Below are 22,253 nucleotides of genomic sequence, written 5' to 3'. Positions count from 1 at the left end.
GAAGAAATCTGCCGCAAACTGGGCGAAATGGGTATTATGGGCGTTGCCGTACCTCAGGAATACGGCGGGGCGGGCATGGATATCGTGACGTATGTTCTCTGTATGATCGAGATTTCCAAAGCCTGTGCAAGCTGCGGAGTGATTGTGTCGGTCAATAATTCTCTTTACGGATATCCCGTAATGGCGTTTGGGACAGAAGAGCAGAAGAAAAAGTACCTGACTCCTGTAGCCAGCGGGAAAGTTGAAGGCTGCTATGGACTGACGGAGCCCAGCGCCGGTTCGGATGCAGCCGCATTGAAATGCCGGGCCGTACTGAAAGGGGACAAATATATTGTCAATGGTACCAAGATCTTCATAACGAACGGCAATGTGGCCCATTACTGCGTTTTAGCTGTCACGACAGATCCTGCATTAGGGTACAAGGGGGTCATCAATCTCATTGTGGATATGAAGAACACCCCGGGTTTTAAAGTAGGAAAGATCGAGGAGAAGATGGGAATCCTCGCTTCCGGAACGGCGGAGCTGGTATTTGAGGATGCCGAGATACCTGCGGAAAACCTTCTGGGAAAACCGGGGCAGGGATTCAAACAGATGATGATGGGGCTCGATGCAGGGAGAATCGGCATCGGTTCCCAGGCCTGCGGTATCGGTCGAGCGGCCCTTGAAGACGCCCTCGCCTATGCAAAAGAAAGAGTGCAGTTCGGTAAACCGATTGCAACCTTCCAGGCCATCCAGTTCAAACTTGCCGACATGGCAATGGAACTTGATGCGGCGGAGTTGATGCTCCTTCGCGCCGCCTGGATGGAGGATAATCACCTTGATTATGAGAAAGAATCTGCCATGGCAAAGTGTTATGCGTCCGATGTCGCAATGAGGGCAGCCATCGAAGGGGTACAGATATTTGGTGGTTATGGGTACACGAAGGAATACCCCGCTGAGAGGCACATGCGGGATGCAAAGATCTGTCAGATCTATGAAGGTACGAACGAAATTCAGAGGGTGGTTATCGCGAGAAAACTCCTCGGTTTACGATAAGAAAAAAATGAACACGATACCGTAGCGCACCGGTTTTTGATATGGAATCATTTGTCAAATTTGAAGGGTGAAAACTCGTATTCTTTTCCTTCAACGCTGAAGGCCACTCTGTCTTCTTCGTTAACCGTGAGTTTACCCTCGATAATGCGACGGCAACCGAAATCAAAAAAATTGACCTGGTGGGTAGGGATATCCTTTTCATCCATTTCTTTGTAGTGTTGCTCTTTTTCAGCCGGCGTCATTTCTCTGATAATCAGCTTTTGACACCGTTCCCGCGCTTCCCAGTCACCCTGGCGAATGGTGACCCGGTAGTTGCCGTGAAACTTGATGGGCATTTTAATATCCATAATCGGACCTCCGCATTTAGTACTGATACCATGTGGAAATGGAATATCATAACACAATGTAATTGTCCAGTTATCTATCATGGGGGGGAGGGTACGTAATCGGTTCTTTTTTTGTCATTTACAAGACATTGCGGCAAGAGCAGGATAAAATAACATGTCCATTAAGGGAAATGATAAAAATTCTGAAAAGGGTAATAAATGATAATAGCAATTTATAAGATTTACTGGAAGGAGGGGGTTGTATGTATTTTGTAAAAGAGGTTCTGAGTCAGTCCAGCGAACTCAGAAAAAAGTGGGAGGATGAGGTTCGAAAGGTGGTCAGCAAAGTTCCCGACCAGAGGGAACGATGGTCTACCGTTTCAGACCTTGAAATCAAAAGGCTCTATACTCCTGAGGATATAAAAGACATGGACTTTGTCCGTGATATCGGCTACCCGGGGCAGTTTCCCTATTTGCGGGGCAACCAGGCGACCGGTTATCGCGGGCGATTCTGGACATTCAGAATGTTCTCGGGAATGGGAAGCGCCGAAGACACCAACAAACGCTGGCACATGCTTCTCAAAGAGGGGCAGACCGGTCTCAGTACGGCCTTCGATTTTCCGACTCTGATGGGGTATGACTCTGATTCCCCCAAGGCCCGTGGCGAGTGTGGGAAATGCGGCGTTGCCATTGATACCCTCGAAGATTTCCTTCAATTAATGGATGGGATTCCCATGGATCAGGTGACCACGTCCATGACTATTAATCCGCCTGCTACCATACTCTGGGCGATGTACTGTGCAGCGGCAGAGATCAAGGGTATCCCTCTGAACAAGATTGGCGGTACCATCCAGAATGACATGCTGAAAGAATTTATCGCACAGAAGACGTTCATGTGTCCGCCGGAGCCTTCGGTCAAACTCATCAGCGACACCGTTGAATTCGGGGCGAAGTATGTTCCCCGGTGGAACACTATCAGTATCAGCGGGTACCATATCAGGGAAGCAGGCTCCACAGCGGTTCAGGAGCTTGCGTTTACACTCCGTGACGGCATGGAATATGTGGAGGATGTTGTTAACCGGAAAGGGTTGAATGTCGATGAATTTGCCCCGCGGCTGTCGTTTTTCTATAATTCCCATGTAGATTTCTTCGAGGAGATCTGTAAAATGCGCGCCGCCAGGAGGATCTGGGCAAAAGTAATGCGGGACCGCTATAAGGCTAAGGATCCGAGGTCGTGGTGGATGCGCTTCCATACGCAAACGGCGGGGTGTTCACTGACGGCACAACAGCCGTACAACAACGTAGTGCGGACGGCTACTCAAGCCCTTGCCGCCATCCTCGGCGGTACTCAGTCCCTGCACACCAATTCCCTTGACGAGGTGATGTGTCTTCCCTCGGATTCTGCTGTGCAGATTGCGCTCAGAACCCAGCAGATCATTGCTGAAGAGACCGGTGTAGCCAGTACAATTGATCCATTGGCAGGCTCATACTTTGTTGAAGCGTTAACCAACGAAATGGAAGAGCAGGCTTGGGAATACATCAACAAGATTGACGAGATGGGCGGCATGGTTGCCGCAATTGAAAAGGGGTTCCCGCAGTTGGAGATCGCCGATGCGGCCTACAAATTCCAGAGGCAGATAGATTCCGGTGAAAAGATTATGGTCGGTGTCAATAAATATGTTACTGATGAACAGATACCCATCCCTCTTTTAGAGATTGACGATAAGGTTGAAGAAGACCAGATCGCGCGTCTGAATGCAGTGCGCAGGAAACGGGACAATAAAGCAGTCAAGAAGAGTCTCGAAGATATTAAAAACGCCTGTAAGAAGGGTGAGAATGTCATGCCCTACTGCATTGACGCCGTTAAGAATCTGGCCAGCGTCCAGGAGGTGTGCGATGTCTATCGTGAACTCTATGGTGAATACCGTGATCCAGGACTCTATTAAGTGTGATTGAGGGAGGGATAGTGAAATGACTCAGAGAAAGATTCGTATTATGGTGGCGAAACCGGGGCTTGACGGTCATGATCGTGGAGCCAGGATTTTAGCCAGATGTTTCCGGGATGCCGGTTATGAAGTTATCTACACAGGATGTCATCAAACACCCGCGCAGATTGCGGCTTCGGCAATCCATGAAGATGTGGATGTGGTAGGTTTAAGCTGCTTGTCGGGAGCTCATCGGTATTTATTTCCTCAGGTAGTTACCTTATTACGGGAAAAAGGTGCAGGTGATATAACCGTAATCGGAGGGGGTATCATTCCCGAACAGGATTTCCAGAAGCTCTATGATGCAGGTATCAAGGCAATCTTTATACCAGGTACTACACTGGATACCATTGTGGAGTGGGTTAACAATAATATAAAGCCGGTGGAAAGGACGTAATGGAGACAGGTAAGAAGATTAAGGCGGGTGATGTTCGCGCGGCCTCCCGCCTTATAAGAGACATCGAAGACAGTATTCCTGAGTCTAAGGCGACCATCAAGCATCTTTTTCCTTACACAGGAAAGGCTCAGGTGGTGGGTATTACCGGTTCACCGGGAGCGGGGAAAAGTACTCTTGTTGATGGTCTAATAGAAATGAGCCGGAAGAAGGAAAAGACGGTAGGTGTTCTTGCCGTTGATCCGACGAGTCCGTTTACAGGAGGGGCGACGCTTGGCGACCGAATCCGTATGCAGCGACATGCTGAGGACCCAGCTGTCTTCATCAGGAGCCTCGCCACTCGAGGTTCCCTCGGCGGGCTTTCAAAAGCCGTTGGTGATGCCATCCATGTCATGGACGCCATGGGAAAAGATGTTATTTTTGTAGAAACAGTAGGTACGGGTCAGCAAGAGGTGGAGATTATCCACTATGCCCATACGGTACTCGTTGTCCTTGTGCCCGGCATGGGAGACGAAATCCAGGCAATCAAGGCCGGAATCATGGAAATTGCGGACATATTCGTCGTCAACAAGGCAGACCGCGAGGGAGCCGGCAAACTCCAGAGAGAGTTGATGAACATGATCGAGATGTCACGAATCCCCCCCGGTGGATGGCGGCCGCCCGTCCTCACAATTGGAAATTCCTTTAAACCGGAAGTATTTGAAATAGATATTGAAAAGTTATCTTCCAAGGTTTATGAGCATTATGAATACCTTGTGAACAGTGATTTTATTGGCGACAGACTGCGTCGCAAGACGACGCACGAACTCAATGAAGCCCTCCGGTCAAGTATCCTTGAACCGGTACTAAGAGTGCTTGTCAGTACCGGTGAACTGGACCGCATGATCGAGAAATTGCTGAGAAAGGAATCGGATCCCTGTTCTCTGTCAGAAGAGGTTGCCAGGAAATATTTACAGGGATGCATATAGCTGTATTATCATGATAATACCGGACTGATAATCCGCCTCCCCCGTCGACGTGGAGGGAGGAGGCGGATTTTAACGAATTTATCTAATAAATGCCCAACTCTTTCCCCAATTCCTTGAACATCAATAGTGATTTAGGTAAGGAGCTTCAATTTCCATTTGAATGAACAAGGGAGCGGATGAAACGACCCATTTCGTTAAGAACCCTCTCACGCGCCTGGTGATGGGGGACATGTCCGCAGTTGGGTATCATTAAACCCTCTGCGGGACCGGCAACCTGCCTTACAATCGATTTGATCTGTGCATGTGTTCCGTATTCATCTTTTTCGCCCTGAAGAGCGAGAAGGGGACAGGTGATCTGTGGAGGGTATTCTTCGATATTCCAGTTACGAAACGATGGGGCAAGCCACGTGTCGGCCCATGCACGAAACATAGAATCCGTGTTGCCTTTGTGATATTTATACAAACGATCCCTGAGATCGGTTGTATAAAATAAGTCAACAGCCTGGCGGATACCGTTTATCGTTACGTCCTCGACGAAGACGTGGGCTGCTTCCGTGATAACACCGCGAACTCTGTCCCGATGAGCGGCTGCGAAAATAAGGGCAATCGAACCACCATCGCTGTGGCCGATCAGGATGGCGTCATTGATGTTTGCCTGCTCCAGCACATCGGGGAGGCTGATTAATGCCTCGTCGTGAAGGTAGCGTGCGGTTCTTGGGATATTGAGGGCATCGGAATTTCCATATCCCCAGCGCTCATAGACCAGCGCAGGTAATCCGGTCATAATGCTGAGGCAGACAGGAAAGTCTCCCCACTGAGCTATGCTGCCGAGCCCTTCGTGCAGAAATATAAGAGTCGATGGGGGTTTTTCCGAATCGCCGAACGCTGGATCGATGAATTGAGCAAAAAGGCGGTGATTGTCGGCAGTGAGATAAAAACTGCGGTGTGAATAGTTTCTCCTTTCAGTCATGATGGAAAACTGTCTCCGAACTGAGAGCCCCTTCATAGGTAAGGGGGGTTGCCGGCAATTTAGATCATTATACAGTGCGGTGTAGAGTACATACGCTTTCCGTCATGGCTGGCTTTCGAGTTCTTCGATCTTCTTCTTTTTTTCTTCAATCTCTTTTAGTTGTTCATCGACCATCTTACGCCAGTGACTTCTTTGGGCAAAACCGTGGGCCTGATTCATGTTTGACCTGTACTTTGCCTCGTTACTTTGCGCTGTCTCCAATTCTTCCCGAAGAGCTCTGATGTTTCCCCGTTTTTCATTCCTTTTCGCATCGGCCTCCCGGTACTTTTGTAGTGTTGAGTCTGATTCTTTTTCCTGATCTGATTTTTGATTTCCCGTCATGTCGGGCGATGACTCCATGGGTTTGGCTTTGACTCCTGGCGGGGGATTATCGGTAAGGACGACGGAGCCGTCCTTATCGATATATTGATATAATGTGCCTCCCTGAGCGTCTCTTGTAGGAGCAATCCATGCAATCATTATCAGAACCAGGTACACCATTGGTATTGAGAAACGAAATTTATGAGCAGCCATCCTTTTTTCCCTCCTAATGTCGGAAGTATTTATTAAAAAATATTCTAAATCTGCTTTACTGTCAATTACATTCATAGATTTTTGATTATATGGCAGAATATAATACGAATATACATGGAAATGGGGGAGTGTTTGTTTGAAGAAATAGCTCGTGAACAGTTCATCATATGATTTTATTTGCGAGAAAATTGCTTAAATTGTCCTTTCCTGGGTTCATTATCCCGATTCTGAGGAGAAGATCAATGATGCGTAGTTTACGGCGCTCTGTGTTTCTCTTTCATGGTAAGTATCAAAGTGAAGAATGTCTGCTCGATTTCCTTTCAGCAGGCTGGCGAAGAGCAGGATAGCAGGGAGACCACAGATACGGTATCTGTCCTGGGTTTCAACTGCATTTTGGAAGACATTTTCCGGTTCTCCACGGGTAAGGAAGGACAACATTGTTTTATCATTTGATGTCGCCTGAGGCAGAATGGCATCTGCCGGTACTTGATCTCCGAATTTGCGTCCAACGTGGGAAAGGTCGACGCCTGCCACAAGAAGGGTATGGCCTTTCCCCTCTTGCATTAATTTCTTCATCACATCCACCATCCCCCGAAATCTCTCATCGGCAAGAAGGGACTTCTTTTTATAGATGAATTCATGAATGCCTCCACACAGAATCGTCACTACTGAAAAGGCCCCCTGCAGGTAGTAGTGTAAAAAAATAGTTTGAAACTCAATTGAATGTTCCATCATATGGCCAAAATCATCCGGTGTTAACGTTCCTTCAGGAACCCTTCTCTTTAATTCTGAGATGAAATTTCCGTCCGTTTTTATTTCCCCGAAAGGGGTTACATAATCTTTCTCGGAGATGCAATAAAGCCCTTCCTGCTCGTGGTGATTGATCCCGAGAATAACGACAAGATCATAATGTTTGCCTTTCAAATGGCTATAGGTGTTGACATAAACTTCCCTGGCAACGTTGATGTCAATATGGGGGGCGATGATGCCGGTTATATTATCCGGGATATGACGCAAATTTTCCTGACCGAGATTATTTTCAACATCCCGTATAAATTGGGAGAGCTGACCGGGTTCTGCACTATAGGATTTTCCGGCATGGACAGGGATCCGGTTTTTCCGGCTGCTGAATTCACTGCGCAGCCTGTTCATTTTATTGCTGAAGAATTGACTGTTTAAAAGACAGGCCCTGTCAAGCGTTTCAATAAAGGATTCGATCTCAGAGATAAAAACGATGCGACCGCCCTGCTGTTTCATCAGAATAGCCTGAATATCTCTTAGGTTATGTTCTCCGTCGAGGAGCTGCAGAATGGGGAGGGAATTAATATCGAGGGCAATACTGTGGTCGTTTAAGTGGTAAGGGTCATGAAAGGCGATCATCTGACGACCTTTAACTAATGTGGCAATCGGTTGAATGTCCCTTCTCAAGACAGGTTTATCCATGCGCTCTCCACTTTGGTAACCCGGTTATAATGGAATTCATTTGAAATTGCAACGTCATCGTTGGGATGAGGAAAAAATTGCATGCCGGCCGATAATCTAACAGTCCAATTTGATATCTGGATATCCTAACAGGAGGGTTTTTATAAGTATTTATAGGGCATGAAGTATGGTATAGTATTTGCTAAATAGTGAAAATATAAAATACGAGGCCCCAATAAGGGAGGGATATAATGGAAAAGAGAATGAGAATTGCCATAAATACCGGGGGAGGGGATGCACCCGGTCTGAATGCAGTTATTGAAGCTGTCGTTATGGCGGCATATAACAGAGGATGGGAAGTGTACGGTATCAAGAACAGCTACACCGGTCTCCTGAACACCGATGAAGTTATCCGTTTAACCCCGGAAACCGTCAGCCATATTTCCAATACGGGAGGGACGATCCTGGGGACGACAAACCGAGGCAATCCATTTCAGATGCCGGTTACGAATATGGCCGGTGAGGTTGAAATACGTGACGTATCGGATAAAGTGGTCGAAAATTTTAAGCGGCTTCGTTTTGATTGCCTGATAGCGGTGGGTGGTGACGGCAGCCTCGGAATTGCCTATAAATTGTATAAAAAGGGCATACCGGTCGTCGGTGTACCCAAGACCATTGACAACGATATCTGTGAGACAGTAATAACCTTCGGTTTCGACACTGCCGTAAGCATTGCTACCGAGGCCATAGACCGCCTTCATACTACAGCCAAGTCACATGAGCGCGTGATGGTAGTAGAGGTTATGGGGCGTCATTCGGGTTGGATCGCGCTGAACAGCGGCTTATCCGGTTCAGCTGATGTTATCATTATTCCGGAGATACCGTTTCATATTGACAAGGTTTGTGACCACATAATGGAATTGGAAGTTCGCGGGCAACATTACGCAATAGTCGTAGCTGCGGAAGGTGCAGCCCCTGCCGGCGGCGATATTCTTGATAAAGGTAAAGGAGAAGTTGGCCGCCAGGATGTTGTTCTGGGGGGTGTAGGTGAGCACTTGGCAAGAGAAATTGCAAAACTGACGGGTAAAGAGACACGGTCACTGGTTCTTGGCCATTTGCAGCGTGGCGGCGCTCCTACAACATTTGATCGGCTGATAGCGCTGCGTTTTGGTGCGGCGGCCGTTCGCATGATTGGAGAGAGAAAGTTCGGTACCATGGTAGCCCTTGATGCACCGCACATAAAGGCTGTTCCCCTTGAGAAGATAATTGGACGTATAAAGAATGTCCCCCTTGACAGTGATAAAATTAAGACGGCTCGGGAAATCGGAATCTCTCTCGGGGATTGAGAATCGCCGTTTAAGAAATTAAAAATTTGAGGTTCGGCTATATTATTAACGGTGAGCTTTTCCGGTGAGCTCTTGGAGACTCAAACTCCAGGATCACGGATTAAAAGTCAATTATCTCCTACTTCTAACTGAAGACCTCCTTCTATTTGAACGATGGCTGTTTTATTTACGAATAACGTATGATGAAAATTACCTCGGCTATCATGAGCATTTATCAATATAACAAACGGCGCCAGGCTTGTATATCTTAACATATCATCAAGGTTTCTAAATACCTGCAGATTTACTTTCCCGTCGATTATATCACCTTCAATAGTTTTTATTGATATCTCAACATACTCTGCATTATCAATATAATTCGCCTGTGCAGTATGTTTTACATCACTTGGTGCAGCCCACGTTATCAGGTCTTTATTTAAAAAAAGCCTGTCCTTTTTTATGCCTGAATCATCAATCGTATTTTCAAGTACAATAAAATAAATGGAACTATCGTTAAAGAGGTCTGATAATCTATTCTTGTCATACAGCAACGCATTTCCATCGACTATTGTCCCGTCAAATGTTTCTATTGATATATTTTCATAGTTGTGTTCCATTTTTATCTCCTTATTTAATAATATAAAGCGTTTAGGAATCTCATTATATGTTAAGGTACCAAACAGGAAAGTAAAACGTAAGGGCTGTGATTATTCGTTACGTTTTACTTCCTGTATGGTCTTGATCTGAATGAGCCGGTTAGATGTTTACTTTGCCAATTTCAGTTGCTTGAAGGATTCCACCTGGCCGCGGATACCCCGTTCAGTGGGCAGACGCTCAATACTTGACGCACCGAAGAAACCGGCGATGCCCGGCATGCGTTTTAGCGCCTTCCCCACACTATCGGGTTCGTCAAACGGTCCTCCATGGCAAATCACGATGATATCTTTGCGGACCTTGCGCCCGACCGCCGCTATCTCCATAACCTTGGCAATTGCATCATCCAAGGTCAGGGCGACGGCTGCTCCAATGCTTCCCGAAGTCGTGAGTCCAACGTGAGCTACCAGTTGATCAGCGCCGGCCTTGGCCATTTCTTTGGCCTGGTCGGTGTCAAAAACATAAGGGGAGGTGAACATGTCGAGTTCGTGTGCCAATCTGATAGCTTCTATTTCTTTATCGTAACCCATGCCCGTGGCTTCCAGGTTGGCGCGGAAGTTGCCGTCAATAAGGCCGACGGTAGGGAAGTTTTGAACTCCGGAAAAACCGATCTCTTTGAGCTGCTTAAGGAATACCGGCATCAGACGAAAGGGATCGGTGCCGCAGACACCGGCCAACACGGGGGCGTTCTTGACAACCGGTAGCACTTCAGATGCCATTTCAACGACGATAGCGTTAGCGTCGCCATAAGGCATTAAACCAGCCAGAGAGCCGCGCCCAGCCATGCGATAGCGCCCGGAGTTGTATATGATTATAATGTCGGCTCCGCCCGCTTCAGCGAATTTAGCCGATATACCGGTACCGGCCCCACAACCGACAATGGGTTTACCCGCCTTTATCTGAGCATGCAGGCGTTTTAATATTTCTTTACGAGGGATTGCCATGGAAATTGCCTCCTTTCATTTCATTAAAACATGGTTACTTCTTAAGCATTTTCAAGAGCATATCGGCCACTTTTCCGGAGAATTCTGGGTCATTGATGTTATGGTTAATCTCAAGGTAAGGGATGCCCGGCTTTAAATTCTTTTTGATGCTATCGAAGCAGGCCCGATCAGCCTTGGGATCCCAGAAAGTACCGCCCTCGCTGTCCAGCATGGATACGCCCTTAAGCGGGATAAGGACAGCTACCGGCGCCGTGGCTGCGTTGGCCGCAGCAGCCAGCATCTTACCCATTTGAATGTTTTCCTCTACATTTGTGCGCAGCAGGGTAACATTGGGATTCCACTTGTAGAGGTTACGTCCCTTGTACTTTGCAGGAACAGTTTCTATACCCCAGAAATTGGCCATGTCCACGCAACCCGGAACAAGCACTGCGGGGATACCCGCGCGTGATGCAGCTAAGCAACGCTCAGGTCCGGCATTAAACACGCCGCCGCACACCTCGTCGGCCAGTTCAGTGGTGGTGGTGTCCATGGAAGCGGTAATATAACCATCTGCTATAAGACTTTCCATTGTCTTTCCTCCGGTACCCGTTGCGTGAAAGACAAGGACTTCATAGCCTTTCTTCTCAAGGATGCCGCGGGCATGGTCGACGCACTTTGTAGTGTTGCCAAACATTGATGCCACAACCAATGGTTTTTCATCGACCGCCTTGGACCTTTTAACTTTTACCATTCCAGAAATGGCGCCGGCGGCATTGGCATAGATGACGCGGCTGATCCTGTTAACGCCGGATACATCTACGATGGAAGGCATGAATGTGATATCCTTTGTGCCGGCATAGGCACTGACATCGCCTCCGCCTACCGTAGAAACCATGACCTTGGGTACACCAACAGGCAGTGTTCGCATGGCGGCCGTTATGATCGATGTACCGCCGGTGCCGCCCATACCTATGATTCCATCGAGCTTGCCCTGATCATAAAGCTTGCGCACAATGACAGATAAACCGGTTGCCATGGTTTTCATTGCCTCGTCTTTGTGATCGCCCGAGGCTAAGTAAGCGAGATCACCACCGCCTGCTTTCGCAACTTTGCTGCGGCCGATATCGGGTTTAAAAGCCGGTTTCCCCTGGACGCCGAAATCGACTACCAAAGTCTCGATGTTCTGCTTTTCGATCAACTCCTTTATAAAGGCATATTCCTTTCCTTTCGTGTCGAGTGACCCCACAAGAACAACTTTTTTTGACATGCGTTCACCCCCTTTTTCTCTGTTGGATTGTTTAATTGGGTTGCCAATAAAACGGATACATCTTTCGGGCCGATTGGATTAGGTTAATTTTGAACTGTCTCCTCTATGATCACCGAGATAAGCCGTTACGGGTTCGTTCATTCCCTCGATCCCGAATTTCTGAATGTATAAACATGCCGACAAGTTCTCTGATGCTTTCGACAAAATGAAGTGTGGAATCCGGTGTTTTGGAACGATGCGTCTCCAGGATGTAAACCTTGGGACATTCTTGTAGAATTATGCTCGGCATATTGATACTGTTTCATTCAAACTAAGCTTGGCTGAAGAAAAGTAAACCATGGCCATAATGCATTGCACACGAATGTATTCATATCAATTAGACTTCTTTTTTTCAATACATGTTTTTTAACTTATCAAACCCCCGCCATTGCAGGCATTCTTAATAAAATGAACCGTCCCCGTTTCCTTATCCAATTTTTTAACTGCGGAAGATGGGTCAGGGAAGAGCCGAATTATGGCAGCATGGCGGCAGCACGATAAAAAAAGAGGGGTCAGGATGTTTTCCTAACCCCTTGGTTTTTTTGGTGGGCCGTATGGGGATCGAACCCACGACCAACGGATTAAAAGTCCGCTGCTCTACCAGCTGAGCTAACGGCCCATCCATGACTTTTATGCAAAGCTTGTCCACTTACTAAGAAGCCCCCTGAGTTGTCAAGAAAAAAGATCAGTCAGTGAAAGGATTTTTCAGGATTATCGTTTCCTCCCTGCCTGCTCCCACTGAAACGAGCACTAATTTTGCACCCGCAAGCTCTTCCAGTCTTTCAACGTATCGTCTCGTATTTCGGGGAAGTTCTTCGATCTTCCTGGCCTTGGTGATATTTTCTTTCCATCCTGCCATCTCTTCATAAACAGGTTCGCACTGTGCGAGGAGACGGGGATTTGAAGGAATGGATTCAGTGAATTCTCCCTGCGGCGTCCGGTAGGCTACACAGATATTCAGTTTTTCGATACCGGTGAGGACATCGAGTTTGGTCAGGGCAATTCCGGTTATGCCGGATAACCGCACAGATTGTCTTACGAGTACCATATCCAGCCAGCCGCAGCGGCGCTTTCTTCCGGTGGTAGCTCCATATTCGTGCCCGACCTCTCGCAGGCGGTCTCCCGTTTCCCCTGTCAATTCCGTTACAAAGGGACCTTCACCTACCCTTGTTGTATACGCTTTGCAGATTCCAACGACAGCGCCGATTGCCGATGGCCCTATGCCGGTTCCACAGCTGGCATTACCGGATACGGTATTTGATGATGTCACGTAAGGATATGTGCCATGATCAATGTCCAGGTGTGAACCCTGGGCGCCCTCAAAGAGAATTTTCTTCCCCTTTTTGATCTCAGTGTTCATAATCAGTGATGTATCGGCGATATATGGTCTGAGGCGATCGGCGTACATCCGGTATTCGTTATATATCGCTTCACTGTCCAGTGGTTCTTCCTTAAAGAGGTTCGTCAAATAGAAATTTTTTTCCTCAACGTTTTGTGCAAGTTTTCCCCTGAATATCTGCTCATCCAGGAGATCACACATTCTTATTCCCACCCGTGCGATCTTGTCTTCGTATGTTGGTCCGATGCCTCTTCCTGTGGTCCCTATTTTTTTGCCGACTCCATGAGATTCCCGTGCAACATCGAGCCTCCAGTGGTATGGCATGATGACATGGGCTTTTTCACTCACATACAGTTTCGTGTTCGGGGGCAAAACTCCCCGGGTTTTGAGGCTATCTATCTCTCCAAGAAGTACTTTTGGGTTGACTACCACCCCGTTGCCGATGATGCAAATCTTGTTATCATGTAAAATTCCGGAAGGGACCAGGTGGAGGATGGTTTGTTCACCCTTTACGACCAAGGTATGCCCTGCATTGTTACCTCCCTGGAACCGTGCGATCACTCCTGCGTCTTCTGCATACAGATCAACGACTTTTCCCTTGCCTTCATCGCCCCATTGCGTTCCAATAACTGCGACATTTGCCATAAGTAGCTCTCCTGTCTACATCTCGAGTTGAGTAACCGAGATGATGTTTGGCAGACTCCGGATCTTGCTGAGCACATCTTCCGATACCATAGTGTCCGTCGTCAGGACAACTAAGGCCTCTTTGTCGACCTGCTCCCGGCTCAAATGAAGTCTTGCGATGTTGAGGCTGTTTTCCCCCAGGGTCATACCAAGATTACCGATCACTCCGGGTTTGTCGTAGTTGGATACAACCAGCATGTGACCCTCCGGGATAACCTCAACGGTGAATTTGTTAACTCTAACGATTCTCAGATCGTGCCGTCCAAAGATGGTTCCTGCGGCATAGCTCACTTCCTGGGATGTCTTGACAGTCAACGCTATCATGCTTGTGTAATCCTTCGCCTCGCTGCTCTTTGACTCAATAACCCTGATGCCGCGTTCTTTAGCAACGACCGGTGCATTTATGTAATTGACATTTTCATTCAGAATGGGTGTTAACAGCCCTTTCAGGAGAGAAAGGGTAATAGGGGCTACATTATAGTTCAGGATTTCCCCGCTGTACTCCACGGTAACTTCTTTGATGGCGCCTTTAACGAGTTGTGCCTCAAATTTTCCCAGCTTTTCAGCAAGGTCAAGATAAGGCTGAATAACAGTCAGCAGTTCGGCACTGATAGAGGGGAAATTGACGGCATTTTTTATTTCTCCTTTGGTAAGAAAGGCAACTATCTGCTCGGCAATGGCAATGGCAACATTGATCTGTGCTTCGTCGGTTGATGCGCCTAAATGAGGCGTGCAGATGACGTTGTTGAGGGCGATAAGTTCCGTGTTTTTCGTTGGTTCTTCTTCAAAGACGTCGAGAGCGGCGCCTGCGACTTTTCCCGAGACAAGGGCATCATAGAGGTCCTTTTCATTGATGATCCCCCCGCGTGCACAATTAATAATAAAAACCCCTTGCTTCATTTTAGCAAAAGCCGCGGCATTGATTATGCCCCTCGTCTCTTTCGTCATGGGGGTATGGACTGAGATAAAATCTGATTTCTGCAGGAGTTCGTCCAGTGTAACGAGGGTAATTCCCAGCTTTTCGGCTGCCTCCGGGGAGATAAAGGGATCATAGGCGATAACATTCATCTTGAGCCCCAGCGCCCTGTCAGCGACGATGGTGCATACCCGCCCGATGCCGACAATTCCGAGTGTCTTGTTGTAGAGCTCTGTGCCCATAAATTTATTTTTTTCCCACTTTCCTGCTTTCATGGATGCAGTGGCCTGGGGTACCTTTCTCGCAAGCGAGAACATCATGGCAATGGTATGTTCGCCTGTGGTGATTGTATTGCCGCCAGGGGTATTCATGCAGACGATGCCCCTTTTGCTTGCGGCGGGAATATCCACATTATCGAGGCCGATTCCTGCGCGTCCTATTACAGAGAGCTTTTCGGCATGATCGATAATTTCCTTGGTGACTTTTGTGGCGCTCCTGATGGCAAGACCATCATAGTCCTTGATGATCCCTTTCAACTCATCGGGGGTGAGGTTTGTCATTACGTCCACCTCAATTCCTGGTGCATTCTTTAAAATTTCAATGCCCTCGGCAGCCAGAGTATCGCTTACGAGAACTTTTTTCATAATCATTATCCTCCTGGTATTAATTAGTTAACTATCATGATGATCTAAAACTGATCATAAATCTTTTATTTTCTGATTGTATATTTTCTCCATTTCAGAGAGGGCTACTTTAATATCACCCGGTTCGATCGTCGGACCGCACCAGAAGCGATATCCGGGAGGTGCATCTTTATAGGAATTTACATCGTGTGCAATATTTTTTTTGCTTAACTCGCTGGTTATGCTCTTAAGGAACTTTGCCTGATCATCTTTCGACAGGCTTCTTACTTTTTCACTGGTGACAGAGAGGCACACAGAAGTATTTGACCGTATGTCCTTTGAGACGGCGAGAAAGTCGATCCAGTCATTTTTTTCAACCCATTCTTCGACGATCCTGAGATTCGCCTTACTTCTCTCTATGAGCCCCTCCAGTCCGATTTCCTTTGCCCATTGGAGCGCATCAAGGTAGTCTTCCACACAGAGCATGGAAGGCGTATTGATGGTGTCGCCTTCAAAGATGGTCCTGTTAATCTTGCCGTCCTTCTTCATCCGGAAGATTTTTGGAAGCGGCCACGAGGGATCATAGGATTCAATGCGTTGTATAGCCCTGGGGCTTAAGATGAGCATGCCATGAGCTGCTTCGCCGCCTAAGCATTTCTGCCAGGAATACGTCAGGACATCCACTTTCGACCAGTCAACTGTCATAGCAAAGACAGCGCTGGTGGCATCACAGAGGGATAACCCTTCTCGATCATTCGGAATCCATTCCCAGTCGGGAATTTTGACACCACTCGTGGTACCGTTGGCAACGAAAACGACATCATTGGACCAGTCAACTGCCTTCAGATCGGGTATTTTCCCGTAATCGGCTTTCAGGATTGTTGGTTTCAGTTTCAGATGTTTGGTAATATCCGCTGCCCATCCTTCGGAAAAACTTTCCCACACAAGAACGGTAACCGGCCGTGGACCCAAGAGAGTCCACATTGCTGCTTCGAAAGCGCCGGTGTCCGATCCGGGAAGTATTCCGACGAGGTAGTCATCCGGGATTCCCAAAATTTTTTTACTTTCGGCAATGGCTTTTGCCAGTTTTTCTTTACCCAGAGAAGATCGGTGAGATCGACTGACAGGAGCATCCTTGAGAACATCAAGTGTCCAATTCGGTCTCTTACTGCAAGGTCCGGAACTGAAATTTGGATTATGCATACGTTACTCTCTCCCTATTTTTTTTAAAAGGCATAGAAATATATCAGTATTGAAATGATTACTCAAGATTTTTTGAAATTCCTTTCGTATTGACTGATACTGTAAAAAAACATATGGTATAAGACACTATTCAATTTCAGGAGTCTCTCGCACGTGAAAAAAATTAAAACCACATTTTTCTGTCAGAACTGCGGCCACCAGTCACCGAAGTGGCTGGGTAAGTGTCCCTCATGTGGCGAGTGGAACCGGTTTGTTGAAGAAGAACTAAGAATGATTGATCCCGCGGTTTCAATGGGCCTCCAGTTCAACGAAGCCCCTATACCCATTGATGAAATTGTAGCTGATGAAAAAGAACGAATCACCACCGGGATCGTGGAAATGGATAGGGTTCTTGGGGGTGGGATTGTAAACGGGTCGGTCACGCTGGTCGGTGGCGACCCCGGCATCGGGAAGTCGACACTGCTTCTCCAGATACTTCACAATCTGGCGGAAAAGGGTTTAAAGATACTTTACGTCTCCGGTGAGGAATCGGCAAAGCAGATAAAACTCCGGGGGAGGCGGATCGGGGCTTCTTCGAAAAACCTCATCGTTCTTGTAGAGATAGATCTGGATAATATCATCAGGCATATTAAAGAGATATCACCGAGTGTGGTGGTGATTGATTCCATCCAGACGATGTATTCGTCGGTTCTCACATCGGCACCGGGAAGTGTTGGGCAGGTCAGGGAATCATCGGGGCGGCTCATTCTCATGTCAAAAAAGACGGGCATCCCCATCTTTCTGGTAGGTCATGTCACCAAAGACGGTTCTATTGCAGGTCCGAAGGTCCTGGAACATATGGTTGATACGGTACTCTATTTTGAGGGTGATTCGGGACATGCCTACAGAATTATCAGAAGTATTAAAAACCGGTTCGGACCGACCAATGAAATAGGTGTCTTTGAAATGAGAGACGTTGGTCTCATCGAGGTAACGAATCCATCTGCGTTTTTTCTGACAGAAAGGCCGGAAGGGGCCGCAGGTTCTGTGGTTGTGCCGAGTATCGAAGGAACCAGGCCGATCCTCATTGAAATCCAGTCCCTTGTCAGCCCTACGAGTTTCGGGATGCCGAGGAGAACAACCATCGGTGTCGATCACAACAGGGTGTCCCTGTTAGCTGCCGTTATGGACAAGATTTGCGGTTTTCGTCTCGGTGGTCACGACATTTTTATCAATGTGGCTGGCGGTATGAAGGTGGATGAGCCGGCAGTAGACCTGGGGATCGTTGCTTCCATGGCCTCCAGTTTTCTTGACAGGCCGATTGATGCGGGTACAGTGGTTTTCGGCGAGGTGGGTCTTACCGGTGAGGTGCGGGGTATCTCCCAAATGGACATGAGGATCAAAGAGGCGGCCCGCATGGGATTCAAACGTTGCATTATTCCGCAGACGCCTTTCCGAAATGATTCTATGGAAAAAAAGATGGAATTCATTAAGGTCAACAACCTGAAAAAGCTCCTCGAGTATCTTTTTTAACGTTGATTATGCCGAAAAAAATACTTGTTGTCGATGATGAAAAAGACATTGTAGATTTAATCGTTTACAATCTTGAGAAAGAAGGGTTTATTACCATTAAGGCCTATAATGGAGAAAGTGCCCTCGATCTGATTAAGACCCAAAAACCGGATCTCGTCATTCTTGATCTCATGCTTCCGGGTATCAGAGGAATAGAAGTATGCAAATTAATTCGGAAGAAGCCGGAGACGGAAACACTTCCCGTTATCATGCTTACAGCCAAAGGTGATCAGGTAGACAAAATCATCGGACTTGAAATGGGGGCAGACGATTATATTACCAAGCCGTTCAATGTGAGAGAATTGATCGCCAGAGTTCGTGCGGTTCTGCGAAGGACGGAAGCGCGTCCAGATTCAGGCAAAGCGGAGATATTTACCTTTAAAGGTCTTCATATTGATTATGGGTCCTATGAGGTGAGCGTGGATGGGAAAAGGATCGATCTTAGTCCGACAGAATTAAAATTATTACGTTTTTTTACCCAGCATCCCGGCAGGGTTTACACCAGGGATCAGCTTTTAGATTATGTCTGGGATGATGAAACATTCGTGGAACCCCGCACCGTGGATGTCCATATCAGCCGCCTGAGACTGGCCATAGAAAAAGATAAAGAAAAACCGCAGTATATTCTAACCGTAAGGGGTATCGGATATAAATTCGTGGATCTGAAATGAGCGTTTTTTCGTAAGCTATATTGAAAATAAAGATAAAACCGCGCACTGGAGAGAACAGGGCTTAAAGGAAATCTATTATTTTTCTTTTTTCCTCAGCTTTATCAACGATTTCAACATCTTTTTTTCAGCTTTCACCTGCGCCTCTTTCGTTTCAGTCATGGTTTCCGTTGGTGTTGCCTCTCCTGGTTGTTTAACAGAGCCACCTAATCTTTCAGAAGCGGCGAGGAGCTTCTTTTTCCTTGCTCTCTCAATCAGGTACGTGGCGAAGGATTTCCCAAACTGTCCGATAAAACCGGCGACTAATACAATGAGGATCCACTTCATGATCTGCTGGTAATCAATATCGTTCATGTCTCTTTAAAAACCTGTGACGTGTATTTTATTTCCAATTGTAATGTAGCATAAAAGGGTTAAATAGAAAAATCAAGACTTGGGGAAAGAAACAAATAATTAAAGAAATTTTGAAAAATGGACGATACCTCCTAGTGTAAATATTGGGGGATTTGAGTTATTTATGAAGAAGCTTGCCTTTGACCAGAAAGGTTTTACTCTGATTGAGATTGTTGCTGTTCTTGTTATTCTAGGTATTATCGCGGCAACGGCCATCCCGAAGTATCTGGATCTTGGAAAAGATGCAGTTATGAAAGCCGCGAGCGGTGCAGCTGCGGAGCTGAACGCACGCGAAAAGTTGAAACTGACGGAATGGAAATTAAAAGATGGCCAGGGGCCTTATCCGACGCCTGGTGCAACAGGAACTGCCGGGGATGGTGGTACAGTTAATGGTACTGACACAACATTAGGTAATGATTGGAATAACAATGTTTCCATAATAACTGGTCAGACGATCACTTTTCATCGCAAACAGGTTACATTTACAAGGAATGCGCCAAGTGATCAAAGTCATGAGCCTTGGTACTGGACAATTTCAGTAACCGACTGATAAAATCAGCAAAATACATATATTTGATCAGCAAAAGTTGAAGATTCCCCGCAACAGGCTGCGGAGATCTTCAATTAAAGTCATTGACACATTTCCAGTGATGTGATTTGAGACAAGACACATCTCAATAACGTCAGCCGGAGCCATTCGATCAAACCATAAGTTCCAGTTCTGCGTCGACCAATGATTGAAACCCGTCTCTCGGAAAGAGAAATGGGTTTTTTATTTCTTTTGCTTTCAAAAATTTAGAAAAAGTATCTAAATGGCTATTAAATTCAAAAATTTAATAACGACGAAACAGTTTCATTCCTTCCTTTATCGATTCATTCGTCTCTACAGTTTGACATTTAAAATCAAAATTGAAAATGAACAAGAATGGATGAACTATATCAAAAATGGGGGAAGGGTTATCTTATGTACTTGGCATCAGCAATTTTTTACCGCGATACGCCATTTCCAGACTTACAGAGACTTCAAACCATCTCTGATGATCAGCAAAAGCTCTGATGGTGAGATTATCGCCGGGGTGGCCGAAAAAAGCGGCTGGCATGCGGTACGCGGCTCTTCTTCGAGAGATGGGAAAGATGCCTTGAGGAAGATGATCGACCGTTTACAACAATCGGGATTGGCCGGTCATATTGTCGATGGCCCGAAAGGACCAATCGGAAAGGTAAAGGCCGGGGTGATTCAGTTGGCCCACGCTGCTGATGCGGTAATCGTTCCTTTCACAACATCTGCAGACAGGGCATGGTATTTTAACAGCTGGGATAACTTTTTCCTCCCGAAACCTTTCGCCAATGTAACAATCTCATTTGGAGATATGATCAAATTTGCTATCGCGGAAGAACCGGAAACATTTGAAAGTCAAAGGCTTTACCTGGAGATGATTATGCTTCCGGCATTAAGGTCAAACCCCGATAAAAAATGAGTATTGCCAAGCAAAGTCAAACCTTAACTTTTGCAAGGGAGCACCGTCACCGAAAGTTACCTTTTAATAAAAATTAAAAATATGATCAATGCCCATAATGGCAAACTCAACGAAATGGCGAGAAATAACCCTTTCTGAGTATTAGTAAATTCCATATACCTATCTATATTTCTTCTCAAATTGATGACATTTCCTTGATCTTTTCGGCTTCTCCTGTCTTCACCGCTTCTGCGGTCTTGAGTGGATCTCCTTTCAGGTGCGGACACGGGAAAAAAAACCATTCGTCTATCAATCCCCGAACGTCTACCCCATATATCTATTTTTTCAGGAATCGAATAGGCGCCAGGCATTGCAACCCCGTCCTTTTATCAATTCAGATCAAGAATTGACGTTTGAAATAATTCTTCATTGTGAGCGGAAAAAAATTTACAGTAATATTTATTAATGTCAAGTATTATTTAAAATATTGATTAATTTTACATAATATTAATAATATTTCCTATCTTTCCCTTAATTTTCGCTTTATTCCAATTAGGAAATTAAAGTGGTTCGAGACATTTGATTGCACGCAACCTTACAGGTTTACGAAAAAGGCCAATCAAGACTCTGTACAAAATTAACAAAAGCTTCATCATTTTTTAACAAATTTGAAACATTATATATGTATTATGACCCTAAAAACAAATCCATAAAAATTGAGAAGATACGTTAAATCGAATGGAGGGAGAAAATGGTGAAAAAATTATTGTTGGCAAGTATGATGTGTTTAATTATGAGTACCAATTCGGCTATTGCCGCTGAAAGTATTGTCATCAAGGGATCAACGACGGTATTGCCCATAGCGCAAGTTGCCCTAGAGGCCTATATGAAGGCACATCCCGGAGTAAATATATCTCTTTCTGGTGGTGGTTCCGGTGACGGGATCAAGGCGCTGATTGACAAATCTACAGACATTGCAACATCTTCGCGTGAAATTAAAGCTAAGGAAGTGGAGCTTGCAAAAAGCAAAGGCGTAAATCCTGTAGCCCATGCAGTTGCCATTGACGCACTGACGCCCATTGTCCACCCGAAGAACAGGATAAATGGATTGACCATTGACCAATTGAGCCAGATCTATCAGGGTAAGATCAAAAACTGGAAGGAGGTCGGTGGGGATGATTTGCAGATCGTTGTTGTATCGAGGGACAGCAGCTCAGGAACCTTTGAATCGTGGGGGCAGCTGGTTCTTAATAATGCTAAAGTGACCCCGAAGGCCCAGATGCAGGCATCCAGCGGAGCCGTAGTACAGGCTGTTTCTAAGAACAGGTATGCAATAGCCTATGTTGGTATTGGATACATCAATAAATCGGTCAAGGCATTGACCGTTAATGGTGTTCCGGCTTCTGCAAAGACGGCCCTTTCCAAGGAGTACCCTGTTGCCAGGCCCCTCTACATGTATACCAACGGGCAGCCGACTGGTGAAGTTGCCAACTTCATTAAGTTTGTGTTGAGTCCCGCCGGGCAGAAACTGGTCGCCA

The 22,253-nt window shown here is 46.4% G+C and carries 20 protein-coding genes, 1 tRNA gene and 1 pseudogene; 10 read left to right on the top strand and 12 right to left on the bottom strand.

The genetic code is table 11. The features are described 5' to 3' along the window. A partial coding sequence (locus NTW12_02225; protein MCX5845165.1) for an acyl-CoA dehydrogenase family protein occupies nt 1-1,035 on the top strand: 1,035 nt, incomplete at its 5' end. 47 nt (nt 1,036-1,082) lie between these two features. Here NTW12_02225 and NTW12_02220 read toward each other — a convergent pair. Then, nucleotides 1,083-1,382: a hypothetical protein gene (locus NTW12_02220; GenBank protein ID MCX5845164.1), complete on the bottom strand. Its 300-nt coding sequence runs from the start codon at nt 1,380-1,382 to the stop codon at nt 1,083-1,085. Between the two features lie 242 nt (nt 1,383-1,624). On the opposite strand from NTW12_02220, the gene NTW12_02215 reads away from it, so the two are divergent. From NTW12_02215 to meaB, 3 genes are read left to right on the top strand one after another with little or no spacing between them, the layout of a single operon-like run. Beyond that, on the top strand, nt 1,625-3,307 hold the full coding sequence (locus NTW12_02215) for a methylmalonyl-CoA mutase family protein (GenBank protein ID MCX5845163.1): 1,683 nt from the start codon (nt 1,625-1,627) through the stop codon (nt 3,305-3,307). A gap of 25 nt (nt 3,308-3,332) precedes the next feature. Further along, a complete protein-coding gene (locus tag NTW12_02210; protein ID MCX5845162.1) occupies nt 3,333-3,743 on the top strand; it encodes a cobalamin B12-binding domain-containing protein in 411 nt (136 codons plus the stop codon). Then, the gene (gene meaB, locus NTW12_02205; protein MCX5845161.1) at nt 3,743-4,708 is read left to right on the top strand and encodes a methylmalonyl Co-A mutase-associated GTPase MeaB; all 966 of its coding nucleotides are present in this window, start codon (nt 3,743-3,745) and stop codon (nt 4,706-4,708) included. Before NTW12_02210 ends, meaB begins: the two co-directional genes overlap by 1 nt. A gap of 145 nt (nt 4,709-4,853) precedes the next feature. On the opposite strand, the gene NTW12_02200 is transcribed toward meaB, so the two are convergent. From NTW12_02200 to amrB, 3 genes are all read right to left on the bottom strand, one after another. Then, complete coding sequence (locus NTW12_02200; GenBank protein MCX5845160.1) at nt 4,854-5,678, bottom strand: alpha/beta hydrolase; 825 nt, start codon at nt 5,676-5,678, stop codon at nt 4,854-4,856. 102 nt (nt 5,679-5,780) lie between these two features. Next, nucleotides 5,781-6,251: a DUF4124 domain-containing protein gene (locus NTW12_02195; GenBank protein MCX5845159.1), complete on the bottom strand. Its 471-nt coding sequence runs from the start codon at nt 6,249-6,251 to the stop codon at nt 5,781-5,783. 216 nt (nt 6,252-6,467) lie between these two features. Beyond that, on the bottom strand, nt 6,468-7,694 hold the full coding sequence (amrB, locus tag NTW12_02190) for an AmmeMemoRadiSam system protein B (protein ID MCX5845158.1): 1,227 nt from the start codon (nt 7,692-7,694) through the stop codon (nt 6,468-6,470). A 230-nt stretch (nt 7,695-7,924) separates the two neighbouring features. Between amrB and NTW12_02185 the strand changes: the two genes are divergently transcribed. Further along, nucleotides 7,925-9,019 (top strand): ATP-dependent 6-phosphofructokinase, encoded by a 1,095-nt coding sequence (locus NTW12_02185; protein MCX5845157.1) that lies wholly within the window; start codon nt 7,925-7,927, stop codon nt 9,017-9,019. 107 nt (nt 9,020-9,126) lie between these two features. Here NTW12_02185 and NTW12_02180 read toward each other — a convergent pair whose 3' ends face one another. The 7 genes from NTW12_02180 to NTW12_02150 form a co-directional block, all read right to left on the bottom strand. After that, nucleotides 9,127-9,615: a hypothetical protein gene (locus NTW12_02180; GenBank protein ID MCX5845156.1), complete on the bottom strand. Its 489-nt coding sequence runs from the start codon at nt 9,613-9,615 to the stop codon at nt 9,127-9,129. Nucleotides 9,616-9,762: 147 nt separating this feature from the next. Continuing rightward, nucleotides 9,763-10,596, bottom strand: coding sequence for a phosphoenolpyruvate hydrolase family protein (locus NTW12_02175; GenBank protein ID MCX5845155.1), 834 nt, complete (start codon nt 10,594-10,596; stop codon nt 9,763-9,765). A gap of 34 nt (nt 10,597-10,630) precedes the next feature. Next, nucleotides 10,631-11,842, bottom strand: coding sequence for a Tm-1-like ATP-binding domain-containing protein (locus NTW12_02170; protein ID MCX5845154.1), 1,212 nt, complete (start codon nt 11,840-11,842; stop codon nt 10,631-10,633). A 582-nt stretch (nt 11,843-12,424) separates the two neighbouring features. Beyond that, nucleotides 12,425-12,500, bottom strand: a tRNA-Lys gene (locus NTW12_02165). Nucleotides 12,501-12,566: 66 nt separating this feature from the next. Next, nucleotides 12,567-13,865 (bottom strand): adenylosuccinate synthase, encoded by a 1,299-nt coding sequence (locus tag NTW12_02160; GenBank protein ID MCX5845153.1) that lies wholly within the window; start codon nt 13,863-13,865, stop codon nt 12,567-12,569. Between the two features lie 15 nt (nt 13,866-13,880). Continuing rightward, entirely contained in the window at nt 13,881-15,464 is a 1,584-nt protein-coding gene (serA, locus tag NTW12_02155; GenBank protein MCX5845152.1) for a phosphoglycerate dehydrogenase, read from the bottom strand. A gap of 54 nt (nt 15,465-15,518) precedes the next feature. After that, nucleotides 15,519-16,646, bottom strand: a complete 1,128-nt coding sequence (locus tag NTW12_02150; GenBank protein ID MCX5845151.1) for a phosphoserine transaminase — start codon at nt 16,644-16,646, stop codon at nt 15,519-15,521. 153 nt (nt 16,647-16,799) lie between these two features. Here NTW12_02150 and radA point away from each other — a divergent pair, with 153 nt between their 5' ends. Both radA and NTW12_02140 read left to right on the top strand, forming a co-directional pair. Then, entirely contained in the window at nt 16,800-18,158 is a 1,359-nt protein-coding gene (radA, locus tag NTW12_02145; protein ID MCX5845150.1) for a DNA repair protein RadA, read from the top strand. 8 nt (nt 18,159-18,166) lie between these two features. Next, nucleotides 18,167-18,868, top strand: coding sequence for a response regulator (locus NTW12_02140; protein MCX5845149.1), 702 nt, complete (start codon nt 18,167-18,169; stop codon nt 18,866-18,868). A 75-nt stretch (nt 18,869-18,943) separates the two neighbouring features. Here the strand turns inward: NTW12_02140 and NTW12_02135 are convergent, their stop codons facing one another. Beyond that, nucleotides 18,944-19,219: a hypothetical protein gene (locus NTW12_02135; GenBank protein MCX5845148.1), complete on the bottom strand. Its 276-nt coding sequence runs from the start codon at nt 19,217-19,219 to the stop codon at nt 18,944-18,946. A gap of 163 nt (nt 19,220-19,382) precedes the next feature. On the opposite strand from NTW12_02135, the pseudogene NTW12_02130 reads away from it, so the two are divergent. From NTW12_02130 to NTW12_02120, 3 genes and pseudogenes are all read left to right on the top strand, one after another. After that, a pseudogene (locus NTW12_02130) lies at nt 19,383-19,505 on the top strand (prepilin-type N-terminal cleavage/methylation domain-containing protein). A 565-nt stretch (nt 19,506-20,070) separates the two neighbouring features. After that, complete coding sequence (locus NTW12_02125; protein MCX5845147.1) at nt 20,071-20,736, top strand: lysophospholipid acyltransferase family protein; 666 nt, start codon at nt 20,071-20,073, stop codon at nt 20,734-20,736. 730 nt (nt 20,737-21,466) lie between these two features. Next, the coding region (locus NTW12_02120) for a phosphate ABC transporter substrate-binding protein (GenBank protein MCX5845146.1) at nt 21,467-22,253 on the top strand (787 nt) is incomplete at its 3' end.

The organism is Deltaproteobacteria bacterium, from assembly GCA_026388545.1.
Lineage (GTDB): Bacteria > Desulfobacterota > Syntrophia > Syntrophales > UBA2185 > JAPLJS01.
This window is presented reverse-complemented; position numbering and strand designations above follow the sequence as displayed.